Annotated in this window: 14 protein-coding genes and 1 pseudogene; 11 read left to right on the top strand and 4 right to left on the bottom strand. The window is 74.3% G+C overall.

Annotated elements, in window-relative coordinates:
• Nucleotides 1-12: 12 nt before the first annotated feature.
• From ACIPAE_RS38990 to ACIPAE_RS39000, 3 genes and pseudogenes are all read left to right on the top strand, one after another.
• Nucleotides 13-1,055, top strand: a pseudogene (locus tag ACIPAE_RS38990) (DUF6457 domain-containing protein).
• On the top strand, nt 1,052-2,722 hold the full coding sequence (locus ACIPAE_RS38995) for a molybdopterin molybdotransferase MoeA (protein ID WP_402452092.1): 1,671 nt from the start codon (nt 1,052-1,054) through the stop codon (nt 2,720-2,722). The pseudogene ACIPAE_RS38990 and the gene ACIPAE_RS38995 overlap by 4 nt, the downstream one beginning before the upstream one ends.
• 155 nt (nt 2,723-2,877) lie before the next feature.
• On the top strand, nt 2,878-3,864 hold the full coding sequence (locus ACIPAE_RS39000; RefSeq protein ID WP_329374120.1) for a potassium channel family protein: 987 nt from the start codon (nt 2,878-2,880) through the stop codon (nt 3,862-3,864).
• 74 nt (nt 3,865-3,938) lie between these two features.
• On the opposite strand, the gene ACIPAE_RS39005 is transcribed toward ACIPAE_RS39000, so the two are convergent.
• Nucleotides 3,939-5,477: an MFS transporter gene (locus ACIPAE_RS39005; RefSeq protein ID WP_402452095.1), complete on the bottom strand. Its 1,539-nt coding sequence runs from the start codon at nt 5,475-5,477 to the stop codon at nt 3,939-3,941.
• A gap of 95 nt (nt 5,478-5,572) precedes the next feature.
• Here ACIPAE_RS39005 and ACIPAE_RS39010 point away from each other — a divergent pair, with 95 nt between their 5' ends.
• Nucleotides 5,573-6,505 (top strand): LysR family transcriptional regulator, encoded by a 933-nt coding sequence (locus tag ACIPAE_RS39010; protein ID WP_366413352.1) that lies wholly within the window; start codon nt 5,573-5,575, stop codon nt 6,503-6,505.
• Nucleotides 6,506-6,516: 11 nt separating this feature from the next.
• Complete coding sequence (locus tag ACIPAE_RS39015; RefSeq protein ID WP_329366900.1) at nt 6,517-7,482, top strand: NAD(P)H-quinone oxidoreductase; 966 nt, start codon at nt 6,517-6,519, stop codon at nt 7,480-7,482.
• A gap of 47 nt (nt 7,483-7,529) precedes the next feature.
• Here ACIPAE_RS39015 and ACIPAE_RS39020 read toward each other — a convergent pair whose 3' ends face one another.
• Nucleotides 7,530-8,135 carry a hypothetical protein gene (locus ACIPAE_RS39020; RefSeq protein WP_402452099.1) on the bottom strand — a complete coding sequence of 202 codons (606 nt, stop codon included), beginning with the start codon at nt 8,133-8,135 and terminating at the stop codon, nt 7,530-7,532.
• Between the two features lie 976 nt (nt 8,136-9,111).
• Between ACIPAE_RS39020 and ACIPAE_RS39025 the strand changes: the two genes are divergently transcribed.
• Nucleotides 9,112-9,336 carry a hypothetical protein gene (locus tag ACIPAE_RS39025; RefSeq protein ID WP_402452101.1) on the top strand — a complete coding sequence of 75 codons (225 nt, stop codon included), beginning with the start codon at nt 9,112-9,114 and terminating at the stop codon, nt 9,334-9,336.
• A gap of 110 nt (nt 9,337-9,446) precedes the next feature.
• On the top strand, nt 9,447-10,001 hold the full coding sequence (locus ACIPAE_RS39030) for a bacterial proteasome activator family protein (RefSeq protein ID WP_329366894.1): 555 nt from the start codon (nt 9,447-9,449) through the stop codon (nt 9,999-10,001).
• Nucleotides 10,002-10,101: 100 nt separating this feature from the next.
• On the opposite strand, the gene ACIPAE_RS39035 is transcribed toward ACIPAE_RS39030, so the two are convergent.
• Nucleotides 10,102-11,811, bottom strand: coding sequence for a protein kinase (locus ACIPAE_RS39035; protein ID WP_402452104.1), 1,710 nt, complete (start codon nt 11,809-11,811; stop codon nt 10,102-10,104).
• Between the two features lie 258 nt (nt 11,812-12,069).
• Here ACIPAE_RS39035 and ACIPAE_RS39040 point away from each other — a divergent pair, with 258 nt between their 5' ends.
• On the top strand, nt 12,070-13,701 hold the full coding sequence (locus tag ACIPAE_RS39040) for a protein kinase (protein WP_402452107.1): 1,632 nt from the start codon (nt 12,070-12,072) through the stop codon (nt 13,699-13,701).
• 95 nt (nt 13,702-13,796) lie between these two features.
• Here ACIPAE_RS39040 and ACIPAE_RS39045 read toward each other — a convergent pair whose 3' ends face one another.
• A complete protein-coding gene (locus ACIPAE_RS39045; RefSeq protein WP_328474307.1) occupies nt 13,797-14,813 on the bottom strand; it encodes a phosphotransferase in 1,017 nt (338 codons plus the stop codon).
• A 416-nt stretch (nt 14,814-15,229) separates the two neighbouring features.
• Between ACIPAE_RS39045 and pdhA the strand changes: the two genes are divergently transcribed.
• Genes pdhA through ACIPAE_RS39060 form a run of 3 tightly spaced genes read left to right on the top strand, consistent with a single transcriptional unit; the run spans nt 15,230 to nt 18,873 of the window.
• Nucleotides 15,230-16,417, top strand: a complete 1,188-nt coding sequence (pdhA, locus tag ACIPAE_RS39050; RefSeq protein ID WP_328466753.1) for a pyruvate dehydrogenase (acetyl-transferring) E1 component subunit alpha — start codon at nt 15,230-15,232, stop codon at nt 16,415-16,417.
• Between the two features lies 1 nt (nt 16,418).
• On the top strand, nt 16,419-17,393 hold the full coding sequence (locus tag ACIPAE_RS39055) for an alpha-ketoacid dehydrogenase subunit beta (protein ID WP_329366891.1): 975 nt from the start codon (nt 16,419-16,421) through the stop codon (nt 17,391-17,393).
• 19 nt (nt 17,394-17,412) lie between these two features.
• Nucleotides 17,413-18,873 carry a dihydrolipoamide acetyltransferase family protein gene (locus ACIPAE_RS39060; RefSeq protein WP_402452114.1) on the top strand — a complete coding sequence of 487 codons (1,461 nt, stop codon included), beginning with the start codon at nt 17,413-17,415 and terminating at the stop codon, nt 18,871-18,873.
• Nucleotides 18,874-19,018 lie beyond the last annotated feature (145 nt).

Here is a 19,018-nt window from a genome sequence, read left to right on the forward strand (position 1 = left end):
ATACTCGCGGGCATGACGACGCGCTACGACGCGGTGGTGCTCGCCGGTGGCGCGGCCCGCCGGCTCGGCGGCACCGACAAGCCCGCGCTGCCGGTCGGCGGCCTGATGCTGCTCGACCGGGTGCTCGCGGCCTGCGCGGCGGCGGACGGGACCGTGGTGGTCGGCCCGCGCCGGCCGACCGTACGGCCGGTGCGCTGGGCCCGCGAGGAGCCGCCCGGCGGTGGACCGGTGCCGGCGCTGGCCGCCGGGCTCGCCGCGCTGTCCGCGATCGGGCCTGCGGCCGGCCCCGCGGGCGGTTCGGGCGGTTCGGGTGCGCCCGTCGCGGACGTGGTCGTGGTGCTCGCCGCCGACCTGCCGTTCCTGACGGCGGCGACGGTCGGCGCGCTGGCGGACGCGGCGGCCGGCGCCGGCAGCGCCGCGGAGGGTGTGGTGCTCACCGACGCGGACGGGCGGGACCAGCCGCTCGCCGCCGCCTACCGGTGGGAGCCGCTGCGCCGCGAACTGGCCCTGCTCGCGGGGGAGTACGGCGGTCTGGCCGGGCTGCCGCTGCGCCTGCTCACCGGCGAACTGGCGCTGCGCAGGATGGCCGATCCGACGGGCGAGGCGTCGTTCGACTGCGACACCTGGGAGGACGTGGCGGCGGCCCGGGCCCGGCTGGAGCGCCGGCCCGAGGGGTGAGCCTGCGTGTCGCCCGGGCCGGGATCGGGGACGATGGGCCTGTGTTGGACGAATGGATCGCAGCAGCCAAGACCGAACTGGGCATCGACCTGGACGTGGACACCCGCGTCCTGCTCGACCTCGCCCGCGACGCGGCACACGGGGTGGCGCGGCCGGCCGCGCCACTGACCACGTTCCTCGTGGGGTACGCCGCGGGGCGTGCGGGCGGCGGTCCGGACGAGGTGCGGGCGGCGGCGGAGAAGGCCGCGGCGCTGGCTCGGCGTTGGGCCGAACAGGCAGAACAGGCAGAACAGGCCGCGGCGGCCGGCAAGGACGGCACCGGCGCAGGCACCGGCGGCCCCTCGGGTACCTCGGGCACCGCGGGCGCCCCGGAATGAGCGCCCCAGGTCCCGGCTCCGCACCCGGCGACTGCGAACCCGTCCGCTCCGGCGGCCTGTCCGCCCCTGCCCCCGCCGCCGGACCCGCGCCCGCCCGCGAATCCACCCCCGGCTCCGACCGTTCCGACCGCTGCGACCCCGTGGACATCGACCCCGTGGACGTCGACCCCGCCCTCCTGGCCCTTGCCGCCGACCCCCTGGCGAAGGCGTACATGGACGGGCTCGGCCTCACCGAGTACCTGCGCCGCCGCGCCCACCCGGCCGTCGCCGCCCCCGACCCCGGCGGCCCACCCGAGTCCGGCGGCCCGCTCCCCTCCGACCCCGGCCGCCCCGTCGTCCACCGGCTGGACACCCCTTGGCTCAGGGCCCGCCACACCGCGCTGGCCGCCCCCCGCCAACTGGACGCGGAGCGCGTGCCGTTGGGCGAGCAGGCGCTGGGCGCGGCGCTGGCGCGCGGGCTGGCGGCACTGACGGACCTGCCGCCGTTCGACTCCTCGGCGATGGACGGCTGGGCGGTCGCCGGTCCCGGGCCGTGGCGGCTGGCGGGCCAGGTGTTCGCCGGTCAGCAGACCGCGGCCCGACTCGCGGACGGGCACGCCGTGCGGGTGGCGACCGGCGCCGAACTGCCCGCGGGCGCGACGGCCGTGCTGCGCGACGAACACGGCGTGACCGAACCGCGTCCGGACGGCGAGTGGTTGAAGGTGGCCGCGCCGCACCCGGCGCCCGTGTCCGGCCAGGAGGTGCGCAGGCGCGGCCAGGAGTGCCGGGCGGGTGAGGAGTTGCTGCCCGCGGGTGTCACGGTGACGCCGGCGGTGCTGGGCCTGGCGGCGGCGTCCGGGTACGACGAGCTGGCGGTCGTGGCCCGGCCGAGGGTCGAAGTGCTGGTGCTCGGGGACGAGTTGCTCGCCGAGGGGCAGCCGGGGAAGGGCCGGGTCCGGGACGCGCTGGGCCCGATGCTGCCCCCGTGGCTGCGCGCGCTGGGCGCGGACGTGGTCGCGGTGCGGGCGCTGCCGGACGACGCGGAGGCGCTGCGGGCCGCGGTCGCCGATTCCGTCGCGACCCGGGGTGCCGACCTGGTGGTCACCACCGGTGGCACCGCGAGCGGCCCGCGCGACCACGTGCACGGCGCGCTGGTCCGGGTCGGCGCGCGGCTGCTGGTGGACGGGGTGACGGTACGCCCCGGGCATCCGATGCTGTTCGCGGAGTTCCCGTGCGGACCGTACGAGACGCCGCGCCCGGCGGAGCGGTCCGGGCCGAAGCCCTCCGCCCCGCCGTGCCGGCCAGAGGGCGGCGCGGGGGCCGAACCGCCGCCCAGGAGAAGCTACTTCGTCGGGCTGCCGGGAAACCCGCTCGCCGCGGTCGCCGGCGTGCTGACGCTCGTCGCGCCCCTGCTCCGGACGCTCGGCGGCCACCCGGCCCCGGCGTCGTACACCGCGCCGCTGACCGAGGACGTCGGCGGGCACCGCGAGGACACCCGGCTGGTGCCGGTCGTGTTCGACGCCCACGCGGCCGCCCGGCCGCTGCACCACACCGGCTCGGCGATGCTGCGCGGGCTGGCCGCCGCCCACGGGATGGCGGTGGTCCCGCCGGGTGGGGCGAAGGCGGGCGACGAGGTCAAGGTGCTGGACCTCGGGATGCCCGGTTCGGCCTGGGGGAGCGCGCGGTGAGACTGCCCCGTGCCGCCCGCGGAGGTGCCGACGACGACCCGGTGCCGTACCCGCCGCCCACCGAGGGCGACTCCCCCGGCGCCGACGACTCCCCCGACTCCTCCGACTCCCGCCGCCGCGGCGGCGGGTCGGGACCGTCCGGCAGCGCCTACCGGGTGCTCTTCCCGCGCCCGGCGGCCGGCCCGCTCAGGCAGGTGGTCCGCCGGCTGCTGCTGGCGCTGCTGGTGCTCATGATCACCGTGCTCATCGTCTACGCCGACCGCGGTGGCTACCACGACAGCGCCAACGGCACGGTGTCGTTCCTCGACGCGCTCTACTACGCGACGGTGACGCTGTCCACGACCGGTTACGGCGACATCGTCCCGTACAGCACCGGGGCGCGGCTGACCAATACGCTGCTGGTGACGCCGCTGCGGGTGATCTTCCTGATCATCCTGGTCGGTACCACCCTGGAGGTGCTGACCGAGCGCACCCGGGAGCAGTACCGGCTCAAGCGCTGGAGGAGCACCTTGCACGACCATGTGGTGATCGTCGGGTTCGGGACGAAGGGGCGGTCCGCCGCGCAGACGCTGATCGGGCGAGGGGTGCGGCAGGACCGGATCGTGGTGGTGGACCCGGTGCCGAAGGTGGTGCAGGCCGCGGCCGACGAGGGGTTCGTGGCGGTCACCGGGGACGCGACCCGCAACGACGTGCTGCTGCGGGCCGAGGTCGGGCGGGCCCGGCAGATCGTGATCGCCGCCCAGCGCGACGACACGGCGGTCCTGGTCACGCTCACCGCGCGGCAACTCAACGGTACGGCGCGGATCGTCGCGTCCGTGCGCGAGGAGGAGAACGCGCCGCTGCTGCGGCAGTCCGGGGCGGACGCGGTGATCACGAGTTCGAGTGCGGCGGGGCGGTTGCTCGGGCTGTCGATGCTCAGCCCGAGTGCCGGGCGGGTGATGGACGACCTCATCACGTACGGAAGCGGGCTCGATCTGATCGAGCGCGCGGTGGAGCCGTCGGAAGTCGGGCGGGCGCCGAGGGAGTTGGGGGACCTGGTGGTGTCGGTCCGGCGGGGGGAGGCGCTTCTCGACCACGACGACAACGAGTTGGGGGCGCTGCGTGAGGGGGACCGGCTGATCGCGATCCACCGGGCGATGTGAGGCCGTGCGCGCGGCGCCCTGGTCCGCCCGGGCGGCCGCGCCCGGGGAGCGCCCGCCCCGCCCCGCCACCGGCGCTACCGGCGGGACCTCAGGATGTCGCCGGTGCCCGCGGGCAGGCGGACGGCGCCGGTGGTGGCGGCGAGGGCGGGCAGGGCGAGCAGGGTGAAGGCGGCGCCGTAGGAGAGCGCGGGGGAGGTGTGGCCCAGCAGGTGGTGGGTGAGGGGGTCGCCGAGGCGCAGGGCGACGGGGGCGGCGGCGACCCCGAGGCCGGCGGCGGTCTGCGTGGCGGTGGCGTTGAGCGTGTTGGCGTCGCGCATCCGGTCCTGCGGGACATCGGCGAACGCGAGGGTGTTGTAGCCGGTCAGGCCGGTCGAGCGGGCGGCGCCGCTGAGGGTGACGAGCGCGCCGATCACCCACAGCGGGGTGCCCGCGGTGAGGAAGGCACAGCCGGCCATGGTCCCGGCGAGGACGACACCGGAGGCGGCCAGCACCGCGCGGTAGCCGAAGCGGCCGAAGAGGAAGCCGGTCGCGGGCTTGATGCCGATGTTGCCGACGAAGACGAAGAGCACCAGGGCGCCGGAGCGTACGGCGCTCCACCCGAAGACCTCCTGGAAGAGCAGCGGCAGCAGGAAGGGCACCGCGGAGACGGAGATCCAGAAGACCGAGCCGCCGGAGACCGAGGCGCGGAAGGAGTGGGTGCGCAGGGTGCCGAGGTCGATCAACGGGCGTTCGGCCCGCCGCAGATGGCGCAGCGCGAGGGCGAGCAGCAGCAGGGAGACCGCGCCGAGCCCGGCGGCGCGCGGCCACGGCGCGTGCGCGTCGGACAGCAGGTGCCCGGTGTAGGTGAGCGCGCCCAGCCCCACCGACGTCCACACCAGCCCGAGCCAGTCCAGCGCGCCCACCCCGGCGACCGGGCCGCCCTCGATCAGCCGCCAGGCGACGGCGAACGCGACCAGCCCGAGCGGGATGTTGATCAGGAAGAGCCAGTGCCAGCTCGCGTAGGTGGTGATCACCCCGCCCAGCAGCGGCGCGGCGACCGGCGCGATCAGCGCCGGCCAGACGATGTACGACACGAGCCGCGGGATGTCGGGCTTGGCGATCCCCGACAGCGCGACCAGCCGCCCGACCGGCACCATCATCGCGCCGCCCGCGCCCTGGAGGACGCGCAGCGCGACCAGTTCGCCGAGGCTGGACGCTGCGGCGCAGGCCAGCGAGGCGACGGTGAACAGCACGATCGCCGTGAGGAAGATCCGCCGGGCGCCGAAGCGCGCGGTCAGCCAGCCGCTCAGCGGGACGATCACGGCGAGGGTGAGGACGTACGCCGTGACGACCAGGCCGACCGCGGTGGCGGAGACGCCGAGGGACGCGCCGATCCGGGGTGCGGCGGTGGACACGATGGTGCCGTCGAGGTTCTCCATGAAGAAGCAGCCCGCCACCAGCAGGGCGACGGCGCGCTGCCGAGGGCTGATCCGGTGTGCCGGGCCGCCGTCCGCACTCGCGGAGGCGGTCGTCGTGGCCGCGGTCGCGGTCGGCCGCGGTGGGGATACGGCCGCGGGGGTGCTGCCGGGTGGGGGCTGCCGCTCGGGTCGCGGCGGCTGCGGGGCGTCGATCATGTGATCAGCGTGCAAGCCGACCATGGTTGATCACAAGGTCCTGGTTGTCAGATGACCGTTGCACGGGATGCAAGGGTCGGTGCGACACTGAAGCCGTGCTCCTGCCGGACATGAATCTGCTGCCCGCTCTGGACGCGCTGCTCCGCGAGGGCAGCGTCACGGGCGCCGCGACCGTGATGAACGTCTCACCGTCCGCGATGAGCCGGACCCTGGCCCGGTTGCGCCGGGTGGTCGGCGATCCGCTGCTGGTGCCCTCGGGCCGCGGGCTGACCCTCACCCCGCGCGCCCGCGAGCTGCGGCCCCAGGCGGCTGCCGCGCTCGGCCAGGCGCTGGCCGCGCTGCGCCCCCCGCCGCCGGTCGATCTCGCCGACGTCCGGCGGGACTTCGTGATCCGTACGAACGACGGGGTGGCCGTGGTGCTCGGAGCCGCCCTGCTCGCCCGGGCCGCCCGCGAGGCGCCGGGCGTACGGCTGCGCATCCTGCCCGAGGGCGACGAGGACCCCGCCGACCTGCGCGACCGGGTGGACCTCGACCTCGGCGCCCTGCCCGAGACCCCGCCGGACGTCCGCACCACCCACCTGGCCGACTTCCGGTACATGGCGGTCGTACGGTCGGCGGAGCGCGGCCCCGGCGCCTGCGCTCCCCTCACGCCGGCGGACTTCGCCGCACTCCCCCACATCACCGCCTCCCGGCACGGCCGCGCCCGCAGCGTGATCGATGACCGGCTCGCCGAACTCGGCCTGGAACGAAGGGTGCTGGCCACCGTGCCGACCTTCGGCGCGGCCTGCTTCCTCGCGCTGGACACCCACGCGTTCGCGATCGTGCCCTCCGGCTTCGCCGAACGCGCCGCCCGGGCGCTGCGCCTGACCGTGCACGAGATCCCGCTGCGGCTGCCCCCGGTGGCGTTCGACATGACCTGGCACGTACGGCACGACGCCGATCCCGCGCACCGCTGGCTGCGGCAGACGCTGGTCGAGCTGACCGGTGACGGCGAGGTGCTCGGCGGGATGCGGCCGGCCGCGGAGTAGCCTCCCGTTGCATGTACGCGATGACGATTCCCCAGCCGGGCGGCCCCGACGCGCTGACCTGGGCGGACGTACCCGATCCGGTGGCCGCGGACGGCGAGGTCGTGGTCGAGGTCGCGGCCGCCGCGGTGAACCGCGCCGACCTCCTGCAGCGGATGGGCCTTTACGACCCGCCGGCCGGCTCCGTGCCCTACCCCGGCCTCGAGTGCTCCGGCCGGATCGCGGAGGTCGGCCCGGGCGTGGCCGGGTGGTCGGTCGGCGACGAGGTGTGCGCGCTGCTGGCGGGCGGCGGCTACGCCGAGAAGGTGGCGGTGCCCGCCGGGCAACTGCTCCCCGTGCCCGAGGGCGTCGACCTCGTGACGGCGGCCGCGCTGCCCGAAGTCGCCGCCACCGTCTGGTCGAACGTCTTCATGGTGGCCCATCTGCGGCCCACCGAGACGCTGTTGGTGCACGGCGGGTCCAGCGGGATCGGCACGATGGCGATCCAGCTCGGCAAGGCGGTCGGGGCGCGGGTCGCGGTCACCGCGGGCAGTGCGGAAAAGCTCGACGCCTGCCGGGAGTTGGGCGCGGACGTGCTGATCAACTACCGCGAGCAGGACTTCGTGGCGGAGCTGGGCGAGGACGGCGCGGACGTCATTCTCGACCTGATCGGCGCGAAGTACCTGGACCGCAACATCGACGCGCTCGCGGTCAACGGCCGGCTGGTGGTGATCGGCATGCAGGGCGGGGTGCAGGCCGAGCTGAACCTCGCCAAGCTGATGGCCAAGCGCGGCGCCGTCGCCGCCACCACGCTCCGCTCCCGCCCGCCGGCCGAGAAGGCGGCGATCGTCGCGGCGGTCCGCGAGCACGTCTGGCCGCTGATCGAGGCGGGCACCGTCCGCCCGGTGGTCGACCGCGCGCTCCCGCTCGTCCAGGCGGCCGAGGCCCACCGCCTGATGGAGTCCAGCACCCACATCGGCAAGATCCTGCTCACCGTCTGACCGCCTCTTCGCCCCGCGCGGCCGGGCGGACCTGCCCGGCCGCGCACTCAGGGCAGGTCGGGGACGTACTCCGCCGGCGGCGGGAGCGGGGAGTAGCGCGCGCCCTTGGCGTTGAAGTGGGCGAGGTGGAAGGTGCGGCCCTCGTGCTCGATCTCCATCGGGGGCGGGTTGCCGACGTAGCGGTACGGGTGGGCCTCGCCGTCGATACGGGCCGGGACGTGCTGCTGCCACGTGGCCCAGGCGTCGGCGTACTCCTGGGCGTGCGCGCGGGAGTTCCAGGGGCGCTCGGCGGGGAGCGGGGCGGCCGGGTCCCGCCGCAGCCCGAGCAGGACGCGGAGCAGGCGGGCGCTGTGGATGCCGCGGACCCGGAAGTTCTCCAGGTCGTCGAGGGCGACCACCATCCGGACGTACCGCCCGGAGCGCCCGCGGTGCCGGCCGACCGCGTGGGTGCGGCCGTGCCCCGGGTCCCATCGGGCCCGGGTGACCCACAGGCGGGCGCCGGGCGGGAAGTGCTTGATGCCGCGCCGGATGTCGAGCCCGGCCTCGCCCTTCGCGGTCTCGGCGCTCACGTTGGCGACCACGCACCAGCCCAGCGGGTCGCCGTCGGGCGGGCCGGCGTCGTCGGAAGCGCCGTCCGCGGGTGTCCCGGTCATGCGGTGATGGTGCCGGGCGGACGGGGCGGGGCGCACCTGGTTTCTCCGGCGGCCCGCTTCTCCGGCGGCCCGCTGTGCCGGCGACGGGCGCCCGAAAGATGCCCGGGATGCCGTATTTGTCGCCTCATGTGACGCTGGGGCGTACACACGGTTGGGTGCGGGAGGCGCGGACGTGCGGTGGGCTGCGGCGGACAGGCGGGGCGAGGCGCGACGGGCGGCCGCGGGCACGATGGCCGCGGGCACGGCGGTGCTGGCCGCGGCGCTGCTCGGAGCGGCGGCGCCGGCGTGGGCGGCCGGGGACACGGCGCCCTCGGCGGTACAGCAGCGACGGCCGCCTGGCCCCTCCGCCACGGCGCCGGGGGCTCCGGACGCGACATCGGGCACTTCGTCGGGCGCTTCGTCGGGCGCGGCGCAGGGCACGCAGCAGCCGCCTGCCGGTCACCCCCGACCGTCCGCTCCCGCCGCCTCGCAGCCGCAGCCGCAGCCGAAGCCGCTGCCCCTGCCCGGGGTCGGCCCCGTGCTCACGCTGCCGGTCCTCCCCCCGACCGTGCCGCCCCTCGCCCCTCCCGCCGTCCCGTCACGGCCGAGCCGTCCTGCCCGGCCGCCCCTGCCCGCTCCGCCTGCGGCCCCGGCGGCCCCCGTACCCAGCGGTCCTCCCGCGTCCGCCGCCCCCGCGCCGAGCTCTCCCACCCACTCCGGCGGCTCGGCCGGCCAGGCGCCGTCCACCGGCTCGCCGCCCGCGCCCGCGGCCCCGGCACCGGACCGCCCGAACCGCCCGGCCCCCGAGTCCTCCGCCGGGCCCCTGCCCGGCACCGGCTCGCCGCGGCCCGGTCACCCCGGCAGCCGCCCCGCGCCCCCCACCCGCGGCGCACCCGCCGCCAAGACCCCGGCCCGGTCCCCGCACGCGGCTCCGCACGCGCCCCTGCGGCCGTACGTCCCGCTCGGGCACCGAGGCGGCCACCCGGGCGCGGCCTCGGTGCCGCTGGGCGCGGACGGCGGGCAGGCCGCTGCCACGCCCGTGCCGTCGTTCGAGGCGGGCGGGTCGCACGCACCGGCCGGGGCCGAGGAGGAGCAGGACGACCAGGCGCTGCCGTTCGTGACCGCGGGCCGCCCGGTGCCGCGGGTGCTGCCGCTGGGCGCCGGGCTGGTGCTGGTCGGGCTGGGACTGGGGTTCCTCGGGTTGCGGCTGCGCCGGCCCTGACCGAGCCGCCACTGACCGCGCTGCCACCGATCGCCCCGCTCGTGACCGCGCCAGCCCGCCCGCGACTCCCGGTGTCGAGGCTCGCGGGGCCGCTGCGGGACAATGGACGCATGGAGATGCCGATGAACGAACGGTCGACGGAGAACTCACAGAATCCGCAGGTCCTGGTCGTCGGGCCGGACGGGATGGCGCTCGGCGGTGGAGCGCTGGGCGAGGGCGAGGAGCCCCGCGAGATCCCGGTGACGGAGATGGTCGAGCAGCCGGCGAAGGTGATGCGGATCGGCAGCATGATCAAGCAACTCCTGGAGGAGGTGCGGGCGGCTCCTCTCGACGAGGCCAGCCGGGTGCGGCTGAAGGAGATCCACGCCAGTTCCGTCAAGGAGCTGGAGGCCGGGCTCGCCCCCGAGCTGGTCGAGGAACTGGAGCGGCTGTCACTGCCGTTCACCAACGAGAGCGTGCCGAGCGAGGCCGAACTGCGGATCGCCCAGGCCCAGCTCGTGGGCTGGCTCGAAGGGCTCTTCCACGGCATCCAGACCGCGCTGTTCGCCCAGCAGATGGCCGCGCGCGCCCAGCTGGAGCAGATGCGCCGTGCCCTGCCGCCCGGCGCGGCCGGCCACGACGAGGAGCCGCAGGGCCCGACGGGCCGCTCCGGCCCCTACCTCTAGCCGACCCCGAGACACGCGAAAGGGCCGGACCTCCGCGGTGGACGCCGCCGAGGTCCGGCCCTTTCGTACAAGTCATACAAGCGCCGAGGTGCGCAAGCGCTCAGTCCGTGCCCTTGCCCGTCGACACCCAGATGGTGACCGGGCCGTCCGTCTTCGGGTTGTAGTCGGCGTCGGCGGACGGCGACTGGCTCGTCACCGAGCCCTTGCCCCACAACTGCTCGTTGGTGTGCTTGATGGTGTACTTCCAGCCCGCGGCCTTCATGCAGGCGACCACGGAGTCGACGTAGTCCGTGTGGAAGTCCGGCATCGTGGCGACGTCGGGCTTGTCGGGGTTGATGAAGTCGTTGTGGGCGTCGGTGCACTGGTCGGTGTCGATGGTGCGGGTCTGGTCGCCCTGGACCACGCTGTCCGTCGCGGACGCGCTCGCGCTCGCCGAGGTGGTGGCGCTGCCGGTCGGGGTGTCGGTGTGGTCCGCGCTGGGGCTGCCACCGCCGCTGTTGGTCATCGCGACGATCACGCCCACGATCACGGCGATCGCGACCACGGCCACCACCACGCCCACGACCAGCGGGGTGTTGGACTTGCCGCCGCGACGCGGGCCGTTCGGCCCGCCGGTGCCGCCGGCCATGCCGCCGCCCGGACCGCCGGTGCCGTTCATGGCGTACTGCTGCGGAACCTGGCCGGGCGGGAGGTTGTACGCGGGGGTGGGCGGCGGGGTCGGCGCGCCCTGCTGCGGGTAGCCGTACGCCGACGGCGGCGGGGTGGTGGGTCCGTAGCCCTGCGGCGGTGGGGTCGGCGCGTACGGGGTCTGGACCTGCTGCGCCGGGGGCGGCACCTGGCCGGGCTGGACCGGGAAGACCGACGCGGCGACGCCCTCGCCGCGGCTGCCGGTGACGGCGTTGCCGGTGATCACCGGCATGCCGCCGCTCTGCGTGGCGGAGAGCACCCGCTCGATCTCGTCGTGCATCGTGTCGGCGGTCGGGAAGCGCTCGGCCGGGTTCTTGCGCAGCGCGCGGGCCACCAGCGCGTCGATGGCGGGGCCGAGCGCCTGGTTCACCGCGGAGGGGGCCGGCGGGGTCTCCTGGACGTGCTGGTAGGCCATCGCCAGCGGCGAGTCCGCGTCGAACGGCAGCCGACCGGTGAGGAGTTCGAAGAGCATGCAGCCGACCGAGTACAGGTCGGAGCGCTCGTCCACGCCGCGCCCGAGCGCCTGCTCGGGCGAGAGGTACTGCGGGGTGCCGACCACCATGCCGGTCTGGGTCATCGAGGTCACGCCGGACTGCATGGCCCGCGCGATGCCGAAGTCCATCACCTTGACCACGCCGCGCCGGGTGACCATCACGTTGCCCGGCTTGATGTCCCGGTGCACCAGGCCCATCTCGTGGCTGACCGCCAGCGCGGCCAGCACGTCGCCGGTGACCCTCAGCGCCTTGTCGGCGGGCATCGCGCCGAACTGGGCGATGTCCGCGGCCAGTACGTCGCCGAGCGGCTTGCCCTCGACGTACTCCATCACGATGTACGGCACCATCTGGCCGTCGATCACGTCTTCACCGGAGTCGAAGACGGAGACGATGTTGGTGTGGTTGAGCTTGGCGACGGACTGCGCCTCGCGGCGGAAGCGCTCCCGGAACGACTGCTCGTTGCCCAGGTTGGTGTGGAGGGTCTTGACGGCCACCGGCCGGTCCAGCACCGTGTCATGTGCCAGATGCACGGACGCCATGCCACCCTGGCCCAGCAGATCCCGCAGCACGTACCGCCCGCCGCCGACCGAGCGCCCCGCGTACCCGCCCTGTGTGGCGTCCCCGCTCATCTGTACCGCTACCCCCTGATGGTGAACCGGGACGGGACAGACCAGTCCCCCGAGCTTGCCCGCCAAGTCTCGCTTATCGCACGTGCACGTCAAGTTCGTTGACCATCTCGTCACCTGATACGCATCGTCCGCGCACAAAGCGGTGACCTTCGTACGGCAGTCGGACGGCGTCCGATCGCGGCAACCGAAAAGCGGTACGGTGGCGCACCAAGACAGCGATGCGCGTACGACAGGCTCGCACCACATGGCTCGCACGACATGGACGGACGACGAGGACTGATGGTCGACCCGAACGAGACGGCCGCCGGCATCGGAGCGTCGGAGGCCAACGGTCCTTGGGGCCCCGGGGCCGTGGTCGGCGACGGCCGCTACCGGCTGACCGGACGGCTTGGCCGCGGCGGCATGGCCGAGGTCTTCGCGGCGGAGGACGTCCGGCTCGGCCGGATCGTCGCCGTCAAGCTGCTGCGCACCGACCTCGCCGAGGACCAGGTGGCCCGGGCCCGCTTCACCCGCGAGGCCCAGTCGGTGGCCGGCCTCAACCACCACGCGGTGGTCGCGGTCTACGACTCCGGCGAGGACGTCACCCGTACGGGCACGGTCCCCTACATCGTGATGGAACTGGTCGAGGGCCACACCATCAAGGACCTGCTCACCGGGCCCACCCCGCCGCCGGTCGACCAGGCGCTGGTGATCGTCTCCGGCGTGCTGGACGCGCTCGCCTACAGCCACGAGCACGGCATCGTGCACCGCGACATCAAGCCCGCGAACGTCATCATCACCACCACGGGCGCGGTCAAGGTGATGGACTTCGGCATCGCCCGCGCGCTGCACGGCGCGGCGAGCACCATGACGCAGACCGGCATGGTGATGGGCACCCCGCAGTACCTCTCGCCCGAGCAGGCGCTCGGCAAGACCGTCGACCACCGCAGCGACCTGTACGCCACCGGCTGCCTGCTCTACGAACTGCTCGCGCTGCGGCCGCCCTTCGTCGGCGAGACCCCGCTGTCCGTGGTCTACCAGCACGTCCAGGACGAGCCGCAGCTGCCGTCGCAGATCAGCGACCGGGTGCCGCCGGAGCTCGACGGCCTGGTGCTGCGCTCGCTCGCCAAGCAGCCCGAGGACCGGTTCCAGAACGCCGAGGAGATGCGGGCGCTGGTCGGGTACGCCCACCACACGCTGATGCAGCAGGGCGGCTGGACCGGGGGGATGTGGAACACCGGCGCGGTCACCGCGGTCACGCCCCGCCAGACCGGCGCCGCGCCCACCGTGGTGGCCCAGAGCGGCCGGCCCGGGCAGAGCGGCAACACCGCGGAGATCGGTCCGCTGCTCGGCGGGATCTCCGGGGTCGGCGGCAGCGACGACGTGCACGGGTACGGCGAGAAGCCGCCGTCCTCCGGGAGCCACTGGGTCAAGCCGGTGCTCTTCGTGATCGCCGCGGTGCTCGCCATCACGCTCGGGGTCTACCTCGCGACCAGGGACACCGGTGGGAGCGGCCCGAGCACCGACCACACCACCGCGCCGACCAGCGCGCAGTCCACCGACCAGCCGTCCGACGACGCCACGGACCAGCCGTCCGACGACACCTCGGGCGCGGTGAACGACGAGCCGACCGACTCCGGCGAGTCCAGCGACACCCCCACCGACACCTCGACGTCCACGTCTCCCACCGACGACACCACGGCGCCCACGACACCGCCCACCCACACGACGAAGCCGACGAAACCGACGAAGCCGACGACACCGCCCACCAAGCCGACCACCCCGCCGCCCACGGGCGGCACCTCCGCCGGCGGTGACGACGGCGGCACCAGCACCGGTGGGACCGCCGGCAGTAGCGGTGGCGACAATGGCGGCGACACTGACGGCGGGATCACGGGAAGCAACGGCTGACGCTCACCTGAAGGGGCGCGGGGAACTGCGCGACCAGCCACCCACGCGCCGCAAGGTCCCGGAACTCCGGGGACGCACCGCCCCGGAGGGTCCGGTCACCCCGTGAACGCGTCGCGGACCCGGGCGTACTCCTCGGTCCACCACACCGCCAGGGCGGACGCGGCCGGGAAGAGCGGGTCGGACCGGGGATCGCGGTGCTGGTAGCGCCAGTGCAGCATCCAGAAGTCGTTGAGCCGCTCCCACCACACGCGGTGCACGGCCGCGGCCACCTCGGACACGGCGATCCCGGCGGCCCGCCGGTACGCCCGGGCGTAGCCGCGGATCTTGGCCAGGTCGAGCCGTCCGTCGGCAGGGTGGACGAAGAAGATGACGGCGGCCCGGACCGCCTCCTCGGCCCGCGGGTGGACGCCCAGCCGGTCCCAGTCGATGATCGCGGCCGGCTCCTCGCCGCGGTAGAGCAGGTTGAGCGGGTGGAAGTCGCCGTGCACCCAGCCGCTGGCGCGGTCGTCCGCGGCCGGCGGCCGGCGGTGGGCGTGCCGGCGCAGCAGCGCGCGGCGTTCGAGCAGGCGGTGCTCGGCGAGCCGGTCGAACGCGTCGAAGGGGCGGTGGCCGCGGACCAGGGTGAGCAGGTGGTCGATCTGCTCGTGGGTGTGGTCGGGGTCGGCGCTGGGGTGCGGTTCGGCCGGGGGCGGCGGCTGGGTGTCGGCCAGTCCGGTGTGGACCCGCCCGAGCAGGGTGCCGAGCCGGTGGGACTGGCTCTGGGAGAGCTCGGTGCCCTCGCGGTGGCGGCCCTCGACCCACCGGAACAGGGCGTACCGGTGGCCGTGGTGGACCGTGACGGTGGTCCCGTCGCGGTCCGGCAGCGGCGCGGCCGCGGGCAGTCCGAGCCGGGCGAGCCGTCGGGTCGCGTGGTGCTGTCGGGCGATCACCGCGGGTGCCGCGGTGTCCGCCGAGATGTACTGCTTCAGGAAGTAGCGGCCGCTGCCCGTGGTGATCCGCCAGCCCCGGTTGAGTAACCCGCGTGGTACGGGTTCGCAGGTCAGCAGGGTCGCCGCACAGTCGTAGCGGCGCAGCAGGGCGGTCAGTGCGGGCGGCCGCTGTGCCGTGCCCATCACGCGGCTCAGCGTAGATCAACGGGCGGTTCGGGCATATGCGAGTGGCGTGAGGGGCCTTGCGTCTGCTATGTCCGGCTGGTCGGATTCGGGCGATGGCCGGAACCGGACGGCACTCCGGGCCGTTCACCCCTTACGGACTTTTCCCGATCGGGATACGGTGCCGGTGTCCCGGTCATGGCCTGCGGTAACGCGGACTACTAGGAAATCCAAGCAAAACCGCAGGTCAGAAAGTGTGCCCTCGGTGTACGCGAAGGCTTCCCGATGTAGGTAACGTCTGCTTTGCAGGCCATTCGCCGGGGCGTTGTCACGCCTGGCCCGGCCATGCCGCACATACCCCGTGCGTCACGCCGGACCAGGTGAGCCGCACTGGCTCTCCGGCAGATCCCGGGGGCCGGACAGACGGAGGAGCGAACGTGAGCGTGAAGAGCACTGCCGCTGGGGGTCCCCCCGCCTCGGGCGGGCGCACCAGCCGCGGCCGCGCGAAGCGCCGTGGGGGCGAGCCCGAGCTCGTACAGCTACTGACCCCCGCGGGCGAGCGCGTCGAGCACGGCGAGTACTCCATCGACCTGACCCCGGACGAGCTGCGTGGCCTGTACCGGGACATGGTGCTGACCCGGCGGTTCGACGCCGAGGCGATCACCCTGCAGCGGCAGGGCGAGCTGGGGCTGTGGGCCTCGCTGCTCGGCCAGGAGGCCGCCCAGATCGGCTCCGGGCGGGCCACCCGCCCGGACGACTACATCTTCCCGACCTACCGCGAGCACGGCGTGGCCTGGACCCGTGACGTGGACCCGTTGAACCTGCTGGGCATGTTCCGCGGGGTCAACAACGGCGGTTGGGACCCCAACGAGAACAACTTCCAGCTCTACACCATCGTCATCGGCTCGCAGACGCTGCACGCGACCGGCTACGCGATGGGCGTGGCCAAGGACGGCGCGGACGCCGCGGTGATCGCGTACTTCGGCGACGGCGCCTCCAGCCAGGGCGACGTGGCGGAGTCCTTCACCTTCGCGGCGGTCTACAACGCGCCGGTGGTGTTCTTCTGCCAGAACAACCAGTGGGCGATCTCCGAGCCGACCGAGAAGCAGTCCCGGGTGCCGATCTACCAGCGCGCGGCCGGCTACGGCTTCCCGGGCGTCCGGGTGGACGGCAACGACGTGCTGGCGGTGCTCGCGGTCACCCGGGCGGCCCTGGAGCACGCCCGCAGTGGACAGGGCCCGATGCTGGTGGAGGCGTTCACGTACCGGATGGGCGCGCACACCACCACCGACGACCCGACCCGCTACCGCAGCGACGAGGAGCGCGAGGAGTGGGCGTCGAAGGACCCGATCGCCCGGCTGCGCACGTACCTCGACAAGCAGGGCCTGGCCGACGAGGAGTTCTACGCGGGCCTGGACACCGAGAGCGACGCGCTGGCGAAGCGGGTCCGCGACGGCGTGCGGAGCATGCCGAACCCCGACACGATGGCGATCTTCGAGAACATCTACGCCGACGGGCACGCGCTGGTGGACGAGGAGCGCGCCCGGTTCGCCGAGTACCTGGCCTCCTTCGAGGACGCGCCCGCCGGGGCCCATGGGGCGGCCGGCTCCGGAAAGGGGCACTGACATGACGCAGATGGCCATCGCGAAGGCGCTCAACGAGTCGCTGCGCACGTCGTTGGAGAACGACCCGAAGGTCCTGGTGATGGGGGAGGACGTGGGCCGGCTCGGCGGCGTCTTCCGGATCACCGACGGCCTGTTCAAGGACTTCGGCGAGGGCCGGGTGATCGACACCCCGCTCGCCGAGTCCGGCATCGTGGGCACCGCGATCGGCCTGGCGCTGCGCGGCTACCGCCCGGTGGTGGAGATCCAGTTCGACGGTTTCGTCTTCCCGGCCTACGACCAGATCGTCACGCAGCTGGCGAAGATGCACGCGCGGGCGCTGGGCAAGATCAAGCTGCCGATCGTCATCCGCATCCCCTACGGCGGCGGCATCGGCGCGGTGGAGCACCACAGCGAGTCCCCGGAGACGCTCTTCGCGCACATCGCCGGGTTGAAGGTGGTCTCGCCGTCGAACGCCTCGGACGCGTACTGGATGATGCGGCAGTCCATCGAGTGCGACGACCCGGTGATCTTCTTCGAGCCGAAGCGCCGCTACTGGGACAAGGGCGAGGTGGCCGTCTCGGCCGTGCCCGCGGGGCTGCACAAGGCGGCGGTGGCCCAGGCCGGCACCGACGTCACGCTGGTGGCGTACGGTCCGATGGTGAAGGTGTGCCTGGAGGCGGCGGCCGCGGCGGCGAACGAGGGCCGCAGCATCGAGGTGGTGGACCTGCGCTCGATCTCGCCGATCGACTTCGACACCGTGCAGACTTCGGTGGAGAAGACCGGGCGGCTGGTCGTGGTGCACGAGGCCCCGGTCTTCTTCGGTTCCGGCGCGGAGATCGCGGCCCGCATCACCGAGCGCTGCTTCTACGCCATGGAGGCGCCGGTGCTGCGGGTGGGCGGTTTCCACGCGCCGTACCCGCCGGCCCGGCTGGAGGAGGAGTACCTGCCCGGTCTGGACCGCGTACTCGACGCCGTCGACCGCGTGCTGGCGTACTGAGGAGAGGGTTGTGACGATCATGGCCGTACAGGCACAGCGCTTTCGCGAGTTCAGGATGCCGGATGTCGGTGAGGGCCTGACCGAGGCGGAGATCCTCAAGTGGTACGTGGGCGTCGGGGACACGGTCACCGACGGGCAGGTGGTCTGCGAGGTCGAGACGGCGAAGGCGGCCGTGGAGCTGCCGATCCCGTTCGACGGGGTGGTCAGCGAGATCCGCTTCGACGAGGGCACCACGGTGGATGTGGGCACCCCGATCATCGTGGTGGACGCGGGGGGCGAGGACGCGCCGGGCGGTGACGAGGCCGGAGCGGCCGCTGCCGTCGCCGCGGAGGCGGTCGAGGCGGCGGAACCCGCGCCGGAGCCGGCCGCGAAGCGGACGGCGGTGCTGGTCGGTTACGGGGTCGCGCCGTCGTCGACGACCAGGCGGCCCCGTAAGCAGAAGCCGGGTGGGCCGGTGCCGGGGGAGCCGTTGAACGGGCACGCGGCGCCCGCCGCACCTGCCGCGCCCGAGGCGCCCGTCGCTCCTGAGGTGCCCGCGGCGGAGGCTCCCGCGGCCGGTGCTCCCGTGGCCGGTGCTCCCGTGGCCGGTGCGTTGCGGCCGCTGGCCAAGCCGCCGGTGCGCAAGCTCGCCAAGGAGCTGGGCATCGACCTGGCCACCGTGGTGCCCACCGGGCCGCAGGGCGAGGTGACCCGGGAGGACATCAGGGCCGCCGCCGCGCCGCCGGCCCGGCTGCCGCTGCCGGCGGCCGACGACGTCGCCGGCGTCACCTCGACGGGCGCGCGCGAGACGCGGGTCCCGATCAAGGGCGTCCGCAAGGCCATCGCGCAGGCGATGGTCACCAGCGCCTTCACCGCGCCCCACGTCACCGAGTTCGTGACCTTCGACATCACGAAGTCGATGAAGCTGGTGCAGGAGCTGAAGGCCGATCCGGCGTTCGCGGGGCTCAAGGTCAGCCCGCTGCTGCTGGTCGCCAAGGCGCTGCTGGTCGCGCTCCGCCGCAACCCGGAGGCCAACTCGGCCTGGGACGAGGCGAACCAGGAGATCGTCCGGAAGTCCTACGTCAACCTGGGGATCGCCGCGGCCACCCCGCGCGGTCTGGTGGTGCCCAACATCAAGGACGCCCACGACAAGACGCTGCCCGAACTGGCGTCCGCGCTGGGCGACTTGGTCACCACCGCCCGGGAGGGGAAGACCTCGCCCGCCGCGATGCAGGGCGGCACCGCCACCATCACCAACGTCGGCGTCTTCGGCATCGACACCGGCACCCCGATCCTCAACCCCGGCGAGTCCGCGATCCTCGCGTTCGGCGCGGTCAAGCTCCAACCGTGGGTGCACAAGGGCAAGGTGAAGGCGCGGCACGTCACCACCCTCGCGCTCTCCTTCGACCACCGGCTGGTCGACGGCGAGCTCGGCTCGAAGGTGCTGGGTGACATCGCGGCGATCCTGGAGCAGCCCAAGCGGCTGCTCACCTGGTCATGACCGGCTGAACCCCTTCCACAGCGGCGGGGGGGGGGGGGGGGGGGGGGGGGCGCGGCCCGCGGGGGGGGGGGGGGGCCCAGGCACACGGGGTGTGGGTGGGGGGGGCTCGAGGGGGGTGTGTGGGTTGTGGGGGGGGTGGGGCGCG

The sequence above is a fragment of the Streptomyces sp. NPDC087270 genome, assembly GCF_044744625.1.
In the GTDB taxonomy this organism is placed as follows: domain Bacteria; phylum Actinomycetota; class Actinomycetes; order Streptomycetales; family Streptomycetaceae; genus Actinacidiphila.

Coding starts and splice junctions, on each gene's coding strand:
- ACIPAE_RS39020 (WP_402452099.1), bottom strand. CDS start 8,135: ATGACCGGGACACCCGCGGACGGCGCTTCCGACGACGCCGGCCCGCCC.
- ACIPAE_RS39045 (WP_328474307.1), bottom strand. CDS start 14,813: ATGGGCACGGCACAGCGGCCGCCCGCACTGACCGCCCTGCTGCGCCGC.
- ACIPAE_RS39030 (WP_329366894.1), top strand. CDS start 9,447: ATGGAGATGCCGATGAACGAACGGTCGACGGAGAACTCACAGAATCCG.
- ACIPAE_RS39055 (WP_329366891.1), top strand. CDS start 16,419: ATGACGCAGATGGCCATCGCGAAGGCGCTCAACGAGTCGCTGCGCACG.
- ACIPAE_RS39040 (WP_402452107.1), top strand. CDS start 12,070: ATGGACGGACGACGAGGACTGATGGTCGACCCGAACGAGACGGCCGCC.
- ACIPAE_RS39060 (WP_402452114.1), top strand. CDS start 17,413: ATGGCCGTACAGGCACAGCGCTTTCGCGAGTTCAGGATGCCGGATGTC.
- ACIPAE_RS38995 (WP_402452092.1), top strand. CDS start 1,052: ATGAGCGCCCCAGGTCCCGGCTCCGCACCCGGCGACTGCGAACCCGTC.
- ACIPAE_RS39035 (WP_402452104.1), bottom strand. CDS start 11,811: ATGAGCGGGGACGCCACACAGGGCGGGTACGCGGGGCGCTCGGTCGGC.
- ACIPAE_RS39015 (WP_329366900.1), top strand. CDS start 6,517: ATGTACGCGATGACGATTCCCCAGCCGGGCGGCCCCGACGCGCTGACC.
- ACIPAE_RS39005 (WP_402452095.1), bottom strand. CDS start 5,477: ATGATCGACGCCCCGCAGCCGCCGCGACCCGAGCGGCAGCCCCCACCC.